Genomic DNA, 16,383 nt, shown 5'->3' with positions numbered 1-16,383 from the left:
CTACACCCCGACCGGTTCCGGCGCGGCCTGCGGTTCCGGTTCCGCCGCTTGCGGTTGCGGCACGATGCCGCTGCGGGAGGTCGCGATCGCGCCGGGACGGTCCTCGGTGGCGAGGATCAGCTCGGCCACCTTGGGGCCCGCCTGTTCCAGGCTGAACGAGCGCCCCATCTGCAAGGACATGAGGTCGACGCCGAGCGACTTCGTCACGCGCGCACCGAGTTCCACCGCCATCAGTGAGTCCAGGCCGAGTTCGGGCACGGGGATGGTGAGGTCGATCGAGTCCGGGGTGACGCCCATGACCACGGCCAGCTCCTCGGCCATCATCCTGGCCACGGCCTGCCCGCGTTTGCCCTCGTCCAGCGCCGCCAGCTCGGCCTTCATCTTCGCCAGTGCCGAGTTGTCCGCCACCGACGCCGCCACCAGCGCGGTGAGCCGTCCGGTGCGCGCCAGTTGCGGGAAGGCGGCGGTGAGCGCGGACCAGTCGGTCGGGATGATCGCGGCGCGGGTGACGCCCAGGCGCAGCGTCTGCTCCAGATACGCGGTGCCCTCGGCCATGTCGATCGGCGCGAAGCCCGCGACCTGGAGATACTTGGCCACCTTCTCGTCGGCCGCCATACCGCCCGTGGCGCCGGACATGTGTCCCCAGCCTATGCACACGGTGCGCAGGCCCTCGCGCGACCACCGCTCGGCCAGTGCCTCCACCGCCACGTTCGCGGCGCTGTAGTTGTACTGGCCGAAGATGCCGAACATCGAGCCGCCGGAGGAGTACAGCACGAACAGGTCCAGATCGATGCCCGCCTCGGCCACGGCCCGGCGCAGGGCGAGCGCGCCGTGCACCTTCGGCCGGTACACCTTGGTCAGCTGGTCGAGGTCCATCTCGGCGATCCGGTTGTCGGCCACCGCGCCCGCCGCGTGGAAGATGCCGCGCAGCGGCCGGTCGGGGCGGTGCGCGCGGTCGACGAGGGCGGCCACGGCGACGCTATCGGCCACGTCGGCGCGCTCCTCGACCACTTCGACGCCCAGGGTCCGCCACGCCTCGAGCTGGCGCCGCGTCGCCTCGTCGGCCGCGCCACCGCGACCCACCAGCACCAGCCGCCGCGCCCCCTTCGCGATCAGCCAACGCCCGGTGGCCATTCCGAACCCGCCGAATCCGCCGGTGATGAGATAGGTTCCGGCCGCGTCGATCTCGACCTCCGGCAGTTCCGGACGCACCGGCGTGGAGGGCGATCCCATGTCGATGGCGATGCGCCCGATCCTGGTGGAGCGGATCACCTCGTCGAAGGCCTTGGCCACCTCGTGGGTTTCGAACAGCTCGTAGGGCAACGGCGTGTAGACGCCGTCGCCGAACTTGCCGTAGACGCGGCCCAGCAGCTCGGCCAGCTGCGCCGGCCGCACCGCGCACATGCGGTCCAGATCGACGGAGAAGTAGGCGAGGTTCTTGTCGAAGTTGGCCAGTTCCAGCAGCCCGCCGGTGTAGACGTCGGCCTTGCCGACCTCCACGATGCGGCCGAATTCGGTGACGGCCTTGAAGTTCTGGCGCAGGATCTCCCCCGGCGCGGTGCTGATCACCACGTCGACGCCCTTGCCCTCGGTGAGGGCGAGCACGTCGTCGGCGAAGTTCAGCGACCGCGAGTTCAGGGCGTGGTGGGCGCCGAGTTCGAGGATGTGCGCGCGCCGTTCGGGCGTGCTGGCGGTGCCGATGATGCGGGCGCCCGCCACGGTCGCGACCTGGATGGCCGCCGAACCGACACCGCCGGCCGCGCCGTGGATCAGCACCGTCTCGTCAGGCCGCACCCGCGCCAGGTCCAGCAGGGCGTACTCGGCGGTGCCGAAAGCCGTTGTGCTGGTGCAGAGTGCGGGGTCGACGCCCTTCGGCAGCGGGATCAGCCGACTGCGGTCGACCACGCGATAGCGGCCCATCATGCCGCGGGCGGCCACGGCCACCAGATCGCCCGGTTCGACATCGGTCACGTCCGCGCCGAACCGCACCACCTCGCCGACCCCCTCCATGCCCGGCGAGGTGCCGAAGAACGTCTCCGCGAGTTCGCGCTCCCCGAGCAGGCCCATGACTTTCAGCGGGTCCTTGTAGTTCAGCCCGATCACCCGCATCCGCACCTCGACCTCGCCCGGCCCGGGGTCGCGGCGCGCGCACCGCCGCCACGCCAGCCCCGACAGCAGCCTGGTGCGCGGCACCTCCAGCTCGAAGTTCACCTCCGGGTCGGTCAGCGATTCGACGGCGTCGAGCTGTTCGATGCGCTCGGCCAGCGGCGCCGTGACGAGGGGCACCCAGCGCTCGCCGCCGCGCAGCAGCACCTCGTCGGCGTTGTCGTGGGAGAACGCGCCGGGCACCGACAGTTCGGTCGCCAGCTCGGCGAGCGAGGTGGCGGCGTCCACGTCGATGAGCCGCCAGCGCAGGCGGGTCTGCTCGTTGAGCAGCACACGGCGCGCACCGGCCAGCGCCGCCTGCGCGGCCGCGGGTGCGACAGGGCTGTCCGGCAGGGTGAACGCGCCCTCGGTCACCAGCGTGACGTGGCACAGTCCCTCACCGAGAGCCACTGGCGCGTCGGCGTTTTCGACGGTGACGGCCTCCTCGAACTCATCGACCGCGACCGCGATCCGCTTGAGCGTCCAGAGGTCCGCGAGGTCGTCCTCGACGGTGCCCGCGACCACACAGACGTGGATGCGTCCCGGGGCCGTGGCCGCGGCGGCGCGCAGCACCGGCGTCAGGTCGGCCGCCACGTCCGCGCCGCGCACCACCACCGAGTTCGCGACGACAGCCGAGAGCCGGTCGGCGCGTTCACCGCCGCGCTCGTTGAGCGCGACGAACACCGTCGCGGCGGGCGGCACGTCGGCGAGGGCGGCGGGGTCGATGGCCTCGGCGCGCTCCATGGTGTCGGCGTAGTAGAAGTCGGCCATGCGGTGCAGCGGGCTCTGGCCCGGATTCAGCGCGCCGAGTTGCACACCCAGCAGCTGCATGACGAGATTGCCGTCGTCGTCGAGCAATTCGACCTCGGCGGTGAGCCGGACCGACTCGTCGCGGCGCGCGATCACCGTGATCCGCTCCGGCAGCGCGGCCAGCAGGCGCACCGAGGCGACGGCCACCGGGACGACGGGGCCTTCGGCGACGCCGTCGGCGGCGAAGAGCATCGCCACCGTCTGCATCGCGGCGTCCACCACGGCCGGGTGGGCGAGGTGGCCCGACTCGGCGGCGATGGTCCCGTCCACCGTCGCGACCACGAGGTCCGCACCGGCCCGGACCGACGTGACCCGCTGGAAGGACGGGCCGTACTGGAGGCCGCGCGAGGCGAGCGCGCCGTAGAACAGGGCGGGCTCGAACTCGATGGGCGAATCCAGCTCGGGCACCGCCACTTTCGAGGATTCGTAGGCACCGGCGAGCAGCCGCCCGGTGGCGTGGACGGTCCACACCGTCCCGGTCGCCGACCGCGACCGCAGTAGGAACCGGCCGCTGGACTCCTCTACGGAGAACGCCAGGACGGGCACGTCCGGACCGCTCATGACCAGTGGCGCCACGAACCGGACCTGTTCCAGCGCGACGCTCTTGGCCGCCATCCGGCTCGCGGCCGCGCTCAGCGCCGCGTCCAGATACGCCGCGCCCGGCATGATCCGCGCCCCGGCCACCACGTGGTCGGCCAGCCAGGGCAGCAGTTCGGTGCCGACCTGGAGCACCCACTCCGGCCTGCCCTCCACGTCGGGATCACCGAGCATCGCGAAACCACCCGGCGTGCCCAGGCGCGCCTGCTCGAACAGCGGCTGGGTCGACCGCAGCGCGGTGCGCTGCCAGGGGTAGCGCGGCAGCGGCACGTGCGGCGGGGTGGGCGCGCCCGCGGGGAACAGCGTGCCGGTGTCGAGGACGCCCGCCGCGTAGAGGCCGATGACGGTCTTGCGCAGGCTCAGCGTGTCGTCCTGCTTGCGGTCGAGGGTCGCGACCGTGGTGCCGTGCACGTCGGCGCCGAGCAGCATCTCGCGGATATTGCCCGACAGCACGGGGTGCGGGCCGACCTCCAGGAAGACCCGGCTGCCCGCGGCGATCAGATCGGTGACGGCGTCGGCGAAACGCACCGGCTGACGCACGTTCGAGCACCAGTACTCGGCGTCCCAGCCGGTGGCGACATGCCCGCCGGTGACCGTCGACCACAGCGGCAGCGTGGGGGTTTGTGGCGCGAGATCCGCCAGGGCCGTGCGCAATTCGCCGAGAATGGGGTCCATGAGGTTGCTGTGATACGGCACCTCGACGCGCAGTCGGCGGGCGAAAACGCCGTCCTCGGTGAGCTTTTCGGCGATGTCGTCCAGTCGGTTCCCGTCACCGGCGAGGGTGAGGGAGGTGGGGCTGTTGACGGCGGCGATGTCGACCGACGGGTCGTCGCCGATCAGTTCGCGAGCCTGCGCGACCGAGATGCCCGCGGCCAGCATGCCGCCGGACCCCGCCGTGGTGGCCTGCAACCGGGACCGGTGGTAGGCCACCCGCACCGCGTCCTCGAGCGAGAGCATGCCGGTGACGTAGGCCGCCGACACCTCCCCGACGCTGTGCCCGACGACCGCCGCGGGGACGATGCCGAGCTCGGCGAGTTCGCTGGTCAGCGCGACCTGGACGAGGAAGTTCGCCGGCTGAGCGACCTCGGTCGCGGCCACCCGCGATTCCTCCTCGGGGCGCAGCAGTTCCGCGATGATCGACCACCCCGCCACGCGCTGGAACTCCGCGTCGACACGCCGCGCTGTCGCCGCGAACGTTCCGTCGGCCGTGAGCAATTCGCGTGCCATGCCCCACCACTGCGGGCCCATACCGGAGAACACGAACACCGGCTCCTTGCCACGAGCGGCGACCGTGCGCACCGCCTCGCGCCCCTCGCCGCCCGCGTAGCGGCGCAGCTCGGCCACCAGGTCGTCGCCGAGCGGGACGCCGGTGCGGAACGGGTGGTGGGCGGCGCGCACCCACATCGCTTCGGCGAGACGGTCCGGGTCGGCGCCGCCCTCGATCAGGTCGGCCAGCTCGCCGGCCATCGCGCGGACGGCGGGCGCGGCGCGTCCGGAGACCGGGAGGATGCCGAGGTGGATGCTTTTCCGCTCCGCCGCAACAGGTTCCGAGCGGTACTCCTGGAGGATCGCGTGCGCGTTCGTGCCGCCGTAGCCGAAACCGTTGACGGCGACGGTCATCGGGGCGGCCTCGGCCGGGAGCTGTTCGGGGTCCAGCTGGACGTGCAATCCCAGCTCGGCGAAGGGGATGTCGGGGTTCGGTTCGCAGAACCAGCCCTGCGGCGGAATCGTGCGGTGGTGAATCGCCAAGGCGGACTTGATGACTCCGGCGACGCCCGCCGCCGCCTCGGTGTGCCCGAGCGTGGCCTTCAGCGAGCCGACACCGAGGGAGGCGGTCCGTCCGCTCGCGGCGCCGTAGACGCGGCCGAGCGCACGCAGTTCGATCGGGTCGCCCACCAGGGTGCCGGTGCCGTGCGCCTCGACGTAGGTGATCGCGTCCGCCCGGATGCCCGCGCGCTCACACACGCTGCGCGCCAAGGATTCCTGCGAATCGCCGTTCGGGACGGTGATGGCGGTGGTGCGGCCGTCCTGGTTGGTGCCGGTCGCCTTGATCACCGCGTAGACGCGGTCGCCGTCGCGTTCGGCGTCGGCCAGGCGTTTGAGCACCACCATGCCCGCGCCCTCACCGCGGCCGTACCCGTCGCCGGTGGCGTCGAACGACTTGCACCGGCCGTCGGCGGCGAGGAACCCGCCCTTGCACATCATCACGAACGTCTCCGGCTGGAGCATGACGTTCACACCGCCCGCCAGCGCGGTCTCACAGTCGCCGCGATCCAGCGCCTGACAGGCCAGATCCAGCGCCACCAGAGACGACGAGCAGGCCGTGTCGACGGTCAGGGCGGGCCCGGTGAGGTTGAGCGCGAACGCGATCCGGTTCGACAGCATCGTGTAGCTGGCGCTCGCCGCGGTGTGCATATCGGCGTGCGCCAGCGCCGGGCCGATGACCCCGACCACCGCCTGGTCCACGATGAAACCGCCCACGTAGACGCCGACCCGCGCGCCCGCCGCCCGGTTCGCCGCGCCCGCGTCGTCGAGCGCCTCCCACGCCACCTCGAGCAGCAGCCGCTGCTGGGGGTCGAGCTGGGTGGCCTCGCGCGGGGACATGCCGAAGAAGTCGGGGTCGAACTCCCACGGATCGACCGTGAGGAACGCGCCGCGTTTGGTGTAGGCGCGGCCGGGGGTGCGCTTGTCGGGGTCGTAGTAGCGGCGGTAGTCCCAGCGCTCGGCCGGAATGTCCACCACGGCATCCCGCTTGTCGACCACGAATCGCCAGAACGACTCCGGCGATTCGATCCCGCCGGCGAAGCGACATCCGATCCCGACAATCGCGATGTCCGACATGAATTCCTCCGAACTTCGATGGGCCGCCACGGGCCTTCTTTCTGTGCGCGACAGCGGCCCGACAGGTGAGACCCGAACGCGGGGCGCTCGCCGGGGCCGACACCGCCCCAGCCCCCTTGACGACACTGTCTCGCACAGGCTGGCGGCGATCGTATCCACAGAGATCGGGCTCGAGAGGGCACCCGGAAGGAAGACTCCGTCAGTGCACAGAGGGGGTGGAAGGAATCTGTGTGCGACTACAAAAGGTGGTGGTGAGAGGGGATTTCGAGGTAGGAGAGGGGATCACAAAGGGGCGGCGGACAGGCTGGCACCCGTCACGAGAAGCGCTGTTCGAGAGGTATGGCGCCCCGGCGCCTGGCACCCTGCGCCCCGGTGCCGACCACCCGGGCGAACGCTGCGGGAACGATCGCGCGCCTGAACGAACGGGCATGAATCCACGATGGATGGGCATTGTTCCGCCCGTGCGTCGGCGCCAGAGTGGACGTATCGCCGACCGTGCTGTGTGCTGTCGGGAATATCCAGGAAGGACCCGAGATGGGCAGTGCGTTCTCCAGCGTCACCTCCTCCGACGGCTCCGTCGCCGATGTGGGCGGCGCCGAGGCGCACCCGTTCGAAGGACACGACATCCACATCCGCCATGGCGTCACCGACTCCCGATAGGGCGGTCGGCGCGCACGACTCGGCGCCGCCGCTGCGCAACCGCCGTTTCCTCACCGTCATGGGGGGCGAAGGGCTTTCGCAGATCGGGGACGCGGCGTTCGCGATCTCGCTGGCCTGGTTGGTCGTGCAGGAGACCGGGTCGGTGGCGGCGCTGACCGGAATCCTTGTGGCGCAGGCGGTTCCGCGCGGCGCGCTGCTTCTGCTCGGCGGTTCGGTCACCGATCGGCGCTCGCCCCGGTTCGTCCTGCTCGTCTGCAACGTTGCGCGGGCCGTCGCGATGGCCGCCGTCGCGGTGCCGGTGCTGACCGGCAGCTGGAGTCTGTGGCACCTCTACGTGCTGTCGGTGCTGATGGGCGTGGCGGGAGCGTTCGCCACCCCGGCGACCGAGTCGGTGCTGCCGCAGTTGCTGAAGCCCGCGGACTTCGCGCGCGGCAACGCGATCCAGAGCATGGTGGAGCAGGTGTCGTTCCTGGTGGGGCCGCTCATCGGCGGGGTGCTCACCACGGTGTACGGGGCGGGCACGGCCATGCTGGTCAACTCGGTGACGTTCGGGATCGCGGCGGCGACCTGCCTGGTCATCCCGCGCCGCGCGGCCCTCGTCGCGGTGCATGCCGGTGTCGCGGGCCATCTCCTCGAAGGGTTGAAACACGCGTGGGACAGCCACAGCGTGCGCATGGTGTTGCTGGTCGTCTCCGCGGCGACGCTGAGTTACTCCGGCCTGTTCGCGGTGGGCCTGCCGACGCTCGCGCTGTCCTTGGGATCCTCGGCGCTGGGGCTGTCGATTCTCGTATCATCCTGGGGCGCAGGCCAACTCATCGGCGCGATGGCCGCCGCCATCACCGGACTGCCGCAGCGCTGGGGGCTGCTCATCATCGGCATGACACTCGCCGAGGGCGTGGTCTTCATCCTGCTGGGCCAGGTGGACGACGTCTGGTGGGCGTCCGCGCTGCTGATTCCGCTCGGCGTGGGCGTCGCCTACAGCTCGGACGTCGCGCTGCCCACCTTCATCCAGACCACCAGCCCACCCCACCTCCTGGCCCGCGTCAGTTCACTGCTGGCCCTACCGCGCGCCGTGTTCGAGCCGGTGTCGATCGCACTCCTCGGACTGGTGTTGCAGTGGTCCGTGGCCTGGGGTTTCGCCGTCGCGGCGCTGCCCATACTCGTCGCCGGCGTCATCCTGGCCTGCGATCGGCGCACGCGCGAACTGTCGGCGACCAGTGTTGGTTCGGATACGCGGGACCGTTCCGGAGTCGGGCCGGGCGACTGAGGTTCCGATTCGCGAGCACCGTCCCGAGTGGAAGTGATCGCGCCGGAGATCCAGAATCGGGGGCCGGTCTCGCCCGGGGGCGTTGCGGAGACAGGTGGCGGGGTTGCCGAACGCGTTGAAAGCGCGGCCCGGCATCCCCCGGGATCGGGTGTGGGCGCGGCTACCATGCGCGCATGGTGGAGGATGCGGAGTTCCGGTGGGAGGAGCCGCTGGACCTGCGGCGACTGCGGCAGTTCCTGTGCGTGGCGGAGTGCGGGGGTTTCAGCCGGGCGGCGCAACGGTTGCACGTGAGCCAGCAGGCGCTGAGCAGCTCGGTGGCGAAGCTGGAGAGCGAGCTCGGGGTGACGCTGCTCGACCGGAGCGGGCGGCAGGTCTCGGTGACCGCCGCCGGGGAGGCGTTGCGGGAGGGGGCCACGGCGCTGCTGGCGGCGAGCCGTGTGCTGACGGGGCAGGTCAGGGACGCGGCGGCGGCGCAGCAGCGGCCGTTCGTCGTCGCGCACACACCGGCGGTGACGAGCGAGGAAGTGCACGAGCTGCTGGGGCCGGTGCGGGCCGCACTGCCGGAGCTGTCGATTCTGGCGAAGCAGATGTTCCCCGGCGATCTCGCGCCCGCGTTGCGGGAGGGCTCGGTGGACGTCGCGTTGCGGCGCGGGATCGCGGCGTCGCGGACACTGGCGAGTGCGACCATCGCCTACCACCGACTGCGCGTCGCCGTCGCCCGGGACCATCGCCTCGCCGGGCGGAGCACGGTCGGGATCGGCGAGTTGCGTGCCGAGCGGATCGTGGTGTGGGCGCCGCCCGGGTCGTCGTTCTACACCGACTTCATCCTGAGCGCCTGTCGCCGTGCGGGTTTCGAACCGGAGCTGGTGGTGGACCGGGTGCAGGGGACGGCGCCGGTGACCGCCGTCGTCGACTATCCCGACGCGGTGGCGTTCGTGACCGCACCCGCGGGTCCGGCGCTCGGCGGGGCGGTCGTCGTCCTCGATCTCGACGACCCGTTGCTCACACCGATCCAGGCGCTGTGGTTACCGCACACCCGGTCGGCGGTGCGGGACCTCCTCACGATTTCCGACAACCAGAACTTGTAGATAGACCGCAATTTTCTGTTTCACATTTGTGACTGCCGTCCCTAGCGTCGAAGGTGCACTCGAAACCAGCAGACGGAGGAATTCATGACGAAGGCACTGGCAGGCCAGTCCGCGATCGTGGCGGCGGGCGCGAAGAACCTCGGCGGGTTGGTCAGCGTGGGGCTCGCCCAGCGCGGCGCGAACGTCCTGGTCCACTACAACAGCGCGAGCACCGAACCCGACGCCGACAAGACCGTCGCGGCGGTCGAGGACGCGGGCGTGCGCGCAGTGAAATTCCAGGCCGACCTGACCGTCCCCGCGAACGTGGAGCGGATGTTCGACACCGCACTCACCGCCTTCGGCTCGGTCGATGTCGCGGTGAACACGGTGGGCAAGGTATTGCGCAAGCCCATCACGGAAACCACCGAGGCCGAATATGATTCGATGTTCGACATCAACGCGAAGGCCGCGTACTTCTTCCTCAAGGAGGCGGGCAGGCGGCTCGCCGACAACGGCCGCGTCGTCACCGTGCTCACCGCGCTGCTCGCCGCGTTCACCGACGGGTACTCCACCTACGCCGGCGCCAAGAGCCCGGTCGAGCACTTCACCCGCGCCGCCGCCAAGGAATTCGCATCCCGAGGCATCTCGGTGAACAACGTCGCGCCCGGACCGATGGACACCCCGTTCTTCTACGGGCAGGAGACTCCGGAGCGCGTGGAGTTCCACAAGTCCCAGGCCCTCGGCGGGCGTCTCACCGACATCACCGACATCGCCCCGCTGATCGAGTTCCTCGTCACCGACGGGAAATGGATCACGGGACAGACGATCTTCGCCAATGGTGGGTATACGACGCGGTGAGAGTTGTTGGGGTGCTGGGTATTTGATCGGCGGTCTACGAAACAACAGTATTCTCAGCGACTTACGTGCGCGAACCGTCGAATGTCGGGCCCGGTCTCCGCACGTGGCGCTGAGGTTGTCGATCGCGCGGATGCAGGGCAGACCACTCAGGATCGTCGGCGTGACCCGAATACTCCCGCAGGCGTGGGGAGCACTCCGCTGTCGCGCCTTCCGCATACGCGGGAACCGGCCCATCCCCACGTATGTGGGAGCACCGCGCGCCCTCCGTCTTCAGCCACTGCCCTCGGGACCATCCCCACGTGCGTGGGGAGCACGGACACTTCTCGCACTAGAGCCATTCGAAGACAGGACCATCCCCACGTGCGTGGGGAGCACGCGGGCTGGGCGAACGAGGCGGTCGGTGTCGTCGGACCATCCCCACGTGCGTGGGGAGCACCGCAGCACGCCGTGGGCGGCCTCGTTGCCGTACGGACCATCCCCACGTGCGTGGGGAGCACGCCGACATCCATACCGCCGCGAAGACCTACGCCGGACCATCCCCACGTGCGTGGGGAGCACCGGAGCAGTCGCTCGGGCCGCGTCCAGATGTCGGGACCATCCCCACGTGCGTGGGGAGCACGGACCGGGGAGGCGCTGCGGGCGTCGAGGTCGAGGACCATCCCCACGTGCGTGGGGAGCACGCCACGACCATCGGTGTCAACGATGCGCAAGGCGGACCATCCCCACGTGCGTGGGGAGCACCTGCGGTCGGTCCGCTCGAAGCGGGAGTGGGACGGACCATCCCCACGTGCGTGGGGAGCACCAATTCATGGCCTGCCAGCTCAAAACGGTTCCGGGACCATCCCCACGTGCGTGGGGAGCACACTTCCTGACCTGGGCTTCTACCGGCCGGTAACCAAGTTTTCGACCACTGTCGGGAAGGTGGTTGGTGAAGGTGACACGCCTGACCGTCGGCGTTACGTATCCGAGACACCGATGGATCAGTTGCTCAGCACCGGCGGAAAGGCGTGTCGGGTTCAGGGTACCCGGGGGTGGGGTGGGGGCGGTGCGGCGGATCGTTCACGTGGTGAGGGTGCCCGCGGTGAGGGTGTGGACGTGGGCGTGGCAGGCGTCGAGGAGCGGGCGGTCGTGGCTCACCAGGAGAAGGCCGAGGTCACCGGCGGTGGCGCGGGTGGTCAGGAGGCGGGCGATGGCGGCGGTGGTGGCGGCGTCGAGCATGGCGGTGGGTTCGTCGCAGAGGAGGAAGCGGGGGCGCTGGGCGAGGGCGCGCGCGACGCAGGCGCGCTGGAGTTGGCCGTCGCTCACCTCGTGGGGACGGCGGGCGAGGAGGTCGGGGGTGAAGCCGACCTCGCGGGCGAGTGCGGTGAGGTCGGCGCGTTCGCGGCGAATGCGGAGGGGTTCGGCGATGATGCTCGCGAGGGTGAGGCGGGGGTTGGTGGCGGGGCGGGGTGATTGGAAGACGACGGCGATGTCGGCACGGCGGAGATCCACGGCGCGGCCATCGAGCGTGACGGCACCCGCGCGCGGCGCGATGAGCCCGGCCAGCGCGCGGACGAGAGTCGTTTTTCCCGAACCTGATTCGCCGGTCAGACCCACGATATCGCCGGGTGCGAGAGTCAGGTCGACGCCCTCGACGACGGACTCCCCCGGCCCATAGCCGAGGCACAGCCGGGTCGCCGTCAGCATGATTCCCCCTCCGTCCACGCCCCGCCGCGCACCGCGCGATTGCCGACAATCCGCAGTTCGGAGGGGCCGCGGGTGTAGGGGCAGTCGTGTTCGGTGAGGTCGGTCAGTTCCGGGGAGAGGTGCGGGAGGGGGTGGAGGCCGCGTTCGGGGAGCGCGGCGAGCAGGTCGCGGGTGTAGGGGTGCCAGGGGTCGGTGAGGACTTCGGTGGCGGGACCCAGTTCCAGGAGGCGGGACGCGTACATCACGGCGAGGGTGTCGGCGATCCCGGTGCGCAGCAGGGCGGCGAGGTCGTGGGTGATGAGCAGGACGGCGGCGCCGTCGTCGGCGCAGGTGCGCAGGAGGTTCAGCACGTCATCGGTGCGGGCGCTGTCCAGGCCGGAGGTCGGTTCGTCGGCGACGAGGACCTCCGGGTCCCCGGCGAGCGCGGCGGCCACGGCGGCGCGCTGCGCCATCCCCCCGGACAGTTCGTGCGGATACAGTTCCAGAGCACTGGCCGCGAGGCCCGCCCGCGCGACGAGTTCCGCTGCCGTCCAACCGGTTCCGAGCGCGACCAACGCCTCGTCCAGCTGCGACCGAATGGTCCGGACCGGTGTGAAATGGGTGACCGGCGACTGCGGCACGAACCCCACGTGCCTGCCCCGGAAACGCAGGCCGGTGGTGAGCGTGTCGAGATCACCGTCCGCCACTCGCAACACCACCGTCCCGCTCGCCACCGCGCCGGGTGGTAGCAGACCCGTCACGGCCGACGCCACAATCGACTTCCCACAACCGGACTCGCCGACCAGCGCCATCACCCGCCCGGCCGCCACGGTGAGACACACGTCGGTCGCCGCGTGCACCACCGTCCCGTTCCGGGGAATCCGCACGGTCAGCCGCTCGATCTCGAGGCCACGCACAGCCACCCGCGAATGCCCGTTCATCGCAACGCCTTCGACGGTTTCGGCGGCAGCACGATCGCCCGCAGCGACGCCGCGCCCACGGCCACCGCCAGCGTCGTCACCACCAGCACCCCCGCCGGGAACACCAGCGTCCACCACCCGCCGAGCAGCAGCGAGGACCGCGCTTCCTCGAGCAGCGTGCCGAGACTCGGCTCGTGCGGCGGCAGCCCGAATCCCAGGAAGGACAAGGTGGATTCGTGCCAGACGGCGTGCGGCAGCAGCAGGACGACGGCGATCAGCGCCTGCGGCGCGACGGCGGGCAGCAGATGCGTGCGCAGCAGATGCGCTCGGCCCGCGCCCGCGAGCCGAGCCGCCGCGACGTACTCGCGTTCGCGCAGGCTCAGCGATTCCGAGCGGACGATGCGCGCGACCTGCACCCAGTGCGTGAGGCCGATGGACAGCACCACCGCGAGCATGTTGCCGCGGAACATCGCGACGATCACAATGCCGAGCAGCAGGTGCGGCAGCGCGTTCGCGGTGTCGGCCACCCGCATGACTATCCGGTCCACACGCCCGCCGACCAGGGCAGACACGGTGCCGACGGTCACGCCGAGCACGGTGGCCAGGCCCGCCGCCGCGGCGGCCACGATCAGCGACGTGCGGATGGCGGCGGCGACCCGGACGAACAGGTCCCGACCAGCCGAGTCGGTTCCGAACCAGTGCTCGGCCGAGGGTCGCCGCCTGGCCGCGGCGAAATCGGTGAGCCGGTCGTCCACCCCGCTCAACCACGGCACCAGCACCGCGTACGCCGCGACGACGGCGAGCACCGCGCCGACCACCCACAACCGCCGTCGCTCATTCATCGGCCCGCACCCTGGGATCCAGTGCCACACAGGCGATATCGGCGAGCAGTGAGCCGAGCAACACCGCGCACGTGGTGCCGACGGTCAGCAGCGCCAGCAGCGACATGTCCAGATCCCGTGCCGCCCCGACGAACGCACCCGCTATGCCCGGCCAGGAGAACACCTCCTCGACCAGCACCGCGCCGACCACGATCTCGGGCAGGCGCACACCGAGGATGGTGACGAACGGAGCCAGCGACATGGGCACGATGTGACGACGCGTCACCGTCGCGGGGTCCACACCCCGCGCCACCGCGCCCGCCACGAAATCCTCACCGCGCGCGGACGACACCGACTCCCGCACCGCGAGCAGCAGCCACGGCAGCTGCGAGATCGCCAGCACGCTCACCGGCAGCACCAGGTGCCGCGCCACCTGCCCGACATCGGGATCCGCGCCGGCGTCGGTGAGCCCGGCGGGCGGCAACCAGCCGAGCCCGACGGCGAACACGCCGATCGCCGCGAGGCCGAGCACGAACGGCGGAAGCCCTTGCACCACAACGCAGATCGCCGCGACCGCGCGGTCCACATACCCGTCGCGATGCATGCCCGCCCACACGCCGACCGCGAGCGCGACGATCACCGCGAGCGACAGCGCCAGCACCACCAGCAGCACCGTCCACGGAATGCGTTCGGCCAGAACGTCACTCACGGGCTGCCCGTAGCGGCGGGACATGCCGAGGTCACCGGTGAACAGCGCGCTCAACCATCGCCAGTACAACTCGTACCAGAGGGCCTCCAAGCCCAGCTCGCCGGTGATCGCCGCCTTGTCGGCCTCGCCGACCGACTCGTAACGGTCGCCGAGATAGCCGACCAGCGGATCGAACGGCGACACCGCGGCCGCCGCGAACAACCCCGCCGACACCGCCGCGAACACCGGCACCAGCGCGAACACCCGCCGCCCGATCATCCTCGGCACCCCGCGCCCGCGGAACCGGCTCCGCCGCGGCGGCGCGGGTTCGACCTGGAGCGCGCGGGTCGCGGTGGTGGTCATGACCGCCTCGTCCACGTGTGCAGGGACCACCACGGTCCCCATCCGACGCCGTGGCTGTGCGGTTCGAGCACCGGGCCCGACATGGTCCACCCGCTGTCCTTCGCGACGTACACGTGGTCGAGGAACACCAGGAACACCAGCGAGGGATCGGCGAGGTATTCGGCCTGCACCCGCCGGTACGCGGCGGCCCGCTCGTCCGGGTCGAGGCTGCGCCGCGCCCGTTCCAGGTGCGCGTCGATCTCGGGATCGGAGTGGCGGCTCGCGTTGTCGTAGACGCTGCCCGCGCCCGGATCCGCCGACGGCGAGTGCAGCGTCGCATACGCCTGGGTGTCGGGATCGTACGGTTCGCTGCCGCCGCCGAGCAGGATCGCGTCCGACGTCACCCGCGGTTCGATCCGGTCCCACGACAGCGCCTCGAGGTCGACTTCGACGCCGACCCGGCGCGCGTCGGAGGCGAACGCCTGCGCCAGATCCCGGCGCAACGTGTCGGACGCGTTGTACATCACCGTGAATTCGGCTCGGACGCCGCCTCTTTCGCGCACACCGTCGGCGGCGGCGCGCCAACCCGCTTCGTCCAGAATGCGTTCGGCGAGCGCGCGATCGAAGGGGAACACCGCGCCGGGGTCGTAGGCCGCGCCGTAGAACGACGCGAACGGAGTGTGCGCGGGGCGGCCGTGCCCGCCGAGCACGGCGTCGATGAAGGCCTGCCGGTCGACGGCGTGGTTGAGCGCCCGCCGGATCGCGGGGTCGCCCGCCACCGGATCGGCCGCCGGCATCGAGACCGCGCGCCAGTCCGCGGACTCGTGCGCCACCACCGCCGTGCCGGAGCGGTCGGCGAAGGTCGCGGCGAGCAGCGGCGGCAGGGTGGTGCCGTCGAGTTCGCCCGCGGCCATGCGCTGGGCCCGGGTGTTGTCGTCGGGGACGTGCAGCAGCGTCAGCCGCCGCACCTGCGGCGTTGCGCCCCAATAGTTCTCGTTGACCTCGAAGATCGCGCGGTCGGGCGTGAGCTGGGTCAACCGGTAGGGTCCGGTCCCGACTGGTTCGGTGTTGAGCGGGGATTCGGCGGCCGGACCGGGTGTCGCGACGGATTCGGCGGGCACGATGCCGATCAGTAGTTTGGTGGGGAACGCGGCGTAGGGGTAACGCAGCGTGAACCGCACCGTCGCGGGGTCCACCGCGTCGACGCGCTCGATCATCTCGAACGAGGAACGCAGTTCCGAGGCGGACGCCGGGTCGAGCAGCGCGCGGTAGGTGGCCACCACGTCGTCGGGGCCGAAATCCGTTCCGTCCGTGAAGCGCACGCCCGCGCGCAGCGGCACGGTCCACACCGTGGCGTCGGTGTTCGGCTCGGGTGCGGCCGTGGCGAGCAGCGGCTCAAAGCTCGGCAGCCCTTCGCCGCCCGAGAGTTTCAGCAGCCCCTCGTAGAGCCGTCCCTCACCGGCCGGACCGTATCCGGCGATCGGGTTGTAGCCGCCGAGCTCGTAGGGGTCGGCGAGCACCAGGGCGTCGGCCTCTGTGGACGGGCCGGGCCCGCAGGATGTCACCGCGGCGACGACCGCGCAGACCACGCTGAACAGGACCGCAGCCCTCGACGAGTGCCGCATCGGCATCACCCACTTATTCATCTGTTCAGATAGACAGATGATAGTGCTCCAGATCACATCCGGCTAGGCTCGAAAGC

General features: G+C 70.9%; 10 protein-coding genes and 1 CRISPR repeat array. Of the genes, 4 read left to right on the top strand and 6 right to left on the bottom strand.

The genetic code is table 11. From position 1 onward, the window contains the following. The gene (locus DFR74_RS19485) at positions 1-6,393 is read right to left on the bottom strand and encodes a type I polyketide synthase (protein WP_067506895.1); all 6,393 of its coding nucleotides are present in this window, start codon (positions 6,391-6,393) and stop codon (positions 1-3) included. Between the two features lie 534 nt (positions 6,394-6,927). On the opposite strand from DFR74_RS19485, the gene DFR74_RS37665 reads away from it, so the two are divergent. From DFR74_RS37665 to DFR74_RS19465, 4 genes are all read left to right on the top strand, one after another. Further along, complete coding sequence (locus tag DFR74_RS37665; RefSeq protein ID WP_267465216.1) at positions 6,928-7,053, top strand: hypothetical protein; 126 nt, start codon at positions 6,928-6,930, stop codon at positions 7,051-7,053. Further along, complete coding sequence (locus tag DFR74_RS19475) at positions 7,031-8,320, top strand: MFS transporter (RefSeq protein WP_067506904.1); 1,290 nt, start codon at positions 7,031-7,033, stop codon at positions 8,318-8,320. The genes DFR74_RS37665 and DFR74_RS19475 overlap by 23 nt, the downstream gene beginning before the upstream one ends. Before the next feature lie 173 nt (positions 8,321-8,493). Continuing rightward, positions 8,494-9,408, top strand: a complete 915-nt coding sequence (locus DFR74_RS19470; protein ID WP_067506908.1) for a LysR family transcriptional regulator — start codon at positions 8,494-8,496, stop codon at positions 9,406-9,408. Positions 9,409-9,492: 84 nt separating this feature from the next. After that, positions 9,493-10,245, top strand: coding sequence for an SDR family oxidoreductase (locus tag DFR74_RS19465; RefSeq protein WP_067506914.1), 753 nt, complete (start codon positions 9,493-9,495; stop codon positions 10,243-10,245). Between the two features lie 286 nt (positions 10,246-10,531). After that, positions 10,532-11,108: a CRISPR direct-repeat array (repeat unit 28 nt; unit sequence GGACCATCCCCACGTGCGTGGGGAGCAC). A gap of 196 nt (positions 11,109-11,304) precedes the next feature. Here DFR74_RS19465 and DFR74_RS19460 read toward each other — a convergent pair. From DFR74_RS19460 to DFR74_RS19440, 5 genes are read right to left on the bottom strand one after another with little or no spacing between them, the layout of a single operon-like run. Then, positions 11,305-11,931, bottom strand: a complete 627-nt coding sequence (locus tag DFR74_RS19460; RefSeq protein ID WP_067506918.1) for an ABC transporter ATP-binding protein — start codon at positions 11,929-11,931, stop codon at positions 11,305-11,307. Continuing rightward, a complete protein-coding gene (locus DFR74_RS19455; protein ID WP_067506927.1) occupies positions 11,925-12,851 on the bottom strand; it encodes an ATP-binding cassette domain-containing protein in 927 nt (308 codons plus the stop codon). Before DFR74_RS19455 ends, DFR74_RS19460 begins: the two co-directional genes overlap by 7 nt. After that, positions 12,848-13,672 carry an ABC transporter permease gene (locus DFR74_RS19450; protein WP_067506930.1) on the bottom strand — a complete coding sequence of 275 codons (825 nt, stop codon included), beginning with the start codon at positions 13,670-13,672 and terminating at the stop codon, positions 12,848-12,850. Before DFR74_RS19450 ends, DFR74_RS19455 begins: the two co-directional genes overlap by 4 nt. Beyond that, positions 13,665-14,702: an ABC transporter permease gene (locus DFR74_RS19445; protein ID WP_407675018.1), complete on the bottom strand. Its 1,038-nt coding sequence runs from the start codon at positions 14,700-14,702 to the stop codon at positions 13,665-13,667. Before DFR74_RS19445 ends, DFR74_RS19450 begins: the two co-directional genes overlap by 8 nt. Beyond that, positions 14,699-16,312 carry an ABC transporter substrate-binding protein gene (locus tag DFR74_RS19440; RefSeq protein ID WP_407675259.1) on the bottom strand — a complete coding sequence of 538 codons (1,614 nt, stop codon included), beginning with the start codon at positions 16,310-16,312 and terminating at the stop codon, positions 14,699-14,701. Before DFR74_RS19440 ends, DFR74_RS19445 begins: the two co-directional genes overlap by 4 nt. Positions 16,313-16,383: the final 71 nt, after the last annotated feature.

It is taken from the genome of Nocardia puris, assembly GCF_003315035.1.
Lineage (GTDB): Bacteria > Actinomycetota > Actinomycetes > Mycobacteriales > Mycobacteriaceae > Nocardia > Nocardia puris.
The sequence above is the reverse complement of the archived record's forward strand: the minus strand, read 5'-3'. Positions and strand labels throughout refer to the sequence as shown.

Coding starts and splice junctions, on each gene's coding strand:
- DFR74_RS19440 (WP_407675259.1), bottom strand. CDS start 16,312: ATGCCGATGCGGCACTCGTCGAGGGCTGCGGTCCTGTTCAGCGTGGTC.
- DFR74_RS19460 (WP_067506918.1), bottom strand. CDS start 11,931: ATGCTGACGGCGACCCGGCTGTGCCTCGGCTATGGGCCGGGGGAGTCC.
- DFR74_RS19445 (WP_407675018.1), bottom strand. CDS start 14,702: ATGACCACCACCGCGACCCGCGCGCTCCAGGTCGAACCCGCGCCGCCG.
- DFR74_RS37665 (WP_267465216.1), top strand. CDS start 6,928: ATGGGCAGTGCGTTCTCCAGCGTCACCTCCTCCGACGGCTCCGTCGCC.
- DFR74_RS19450 (WP_067506930.1), bottom strand. CDS start 13,672: ATGAATGAGCGACGGCGGTTGTGGGTGGTCGGCGCGGTGCTCGCCGTC.
- DFR74_RS19475 (WP_067506904.1), top strand. CDS start 7,031: ATGGCGTCACCGACTCCCGATAGGGCGGTCGGCGCGCACGACTCGGCG.
- DFR74_RS19465 (WP_067506914.1), top strand. CDS start 9,493: ATGACGAAGGCACTGGCAGGCCAGTCCGCGATCGTGGCGGCGGGCGCG.
- DFR74_RS19485 (WP_067506895.1), bottom strand. CDS start 6,393: ATGTCGGACATCGCGATTGTCGGGATCGGATGTCGCTTCGCCGGCGGG.
- DFR74_RS19470 (WP_067506908.1), top strand. CDS start 8,494: ATGGTGGAGGATGCGGAGTTCCGGTGGGAGGAGCCGCTGGACCTGCGG.
- DFR74_RS19455 (WP_067506927.1), bottom strand. CDS start 12,851: ATGAACGGGCATTCGCGGGTGGCTGTGCGTGGCCTCGAGATCGAGCGG.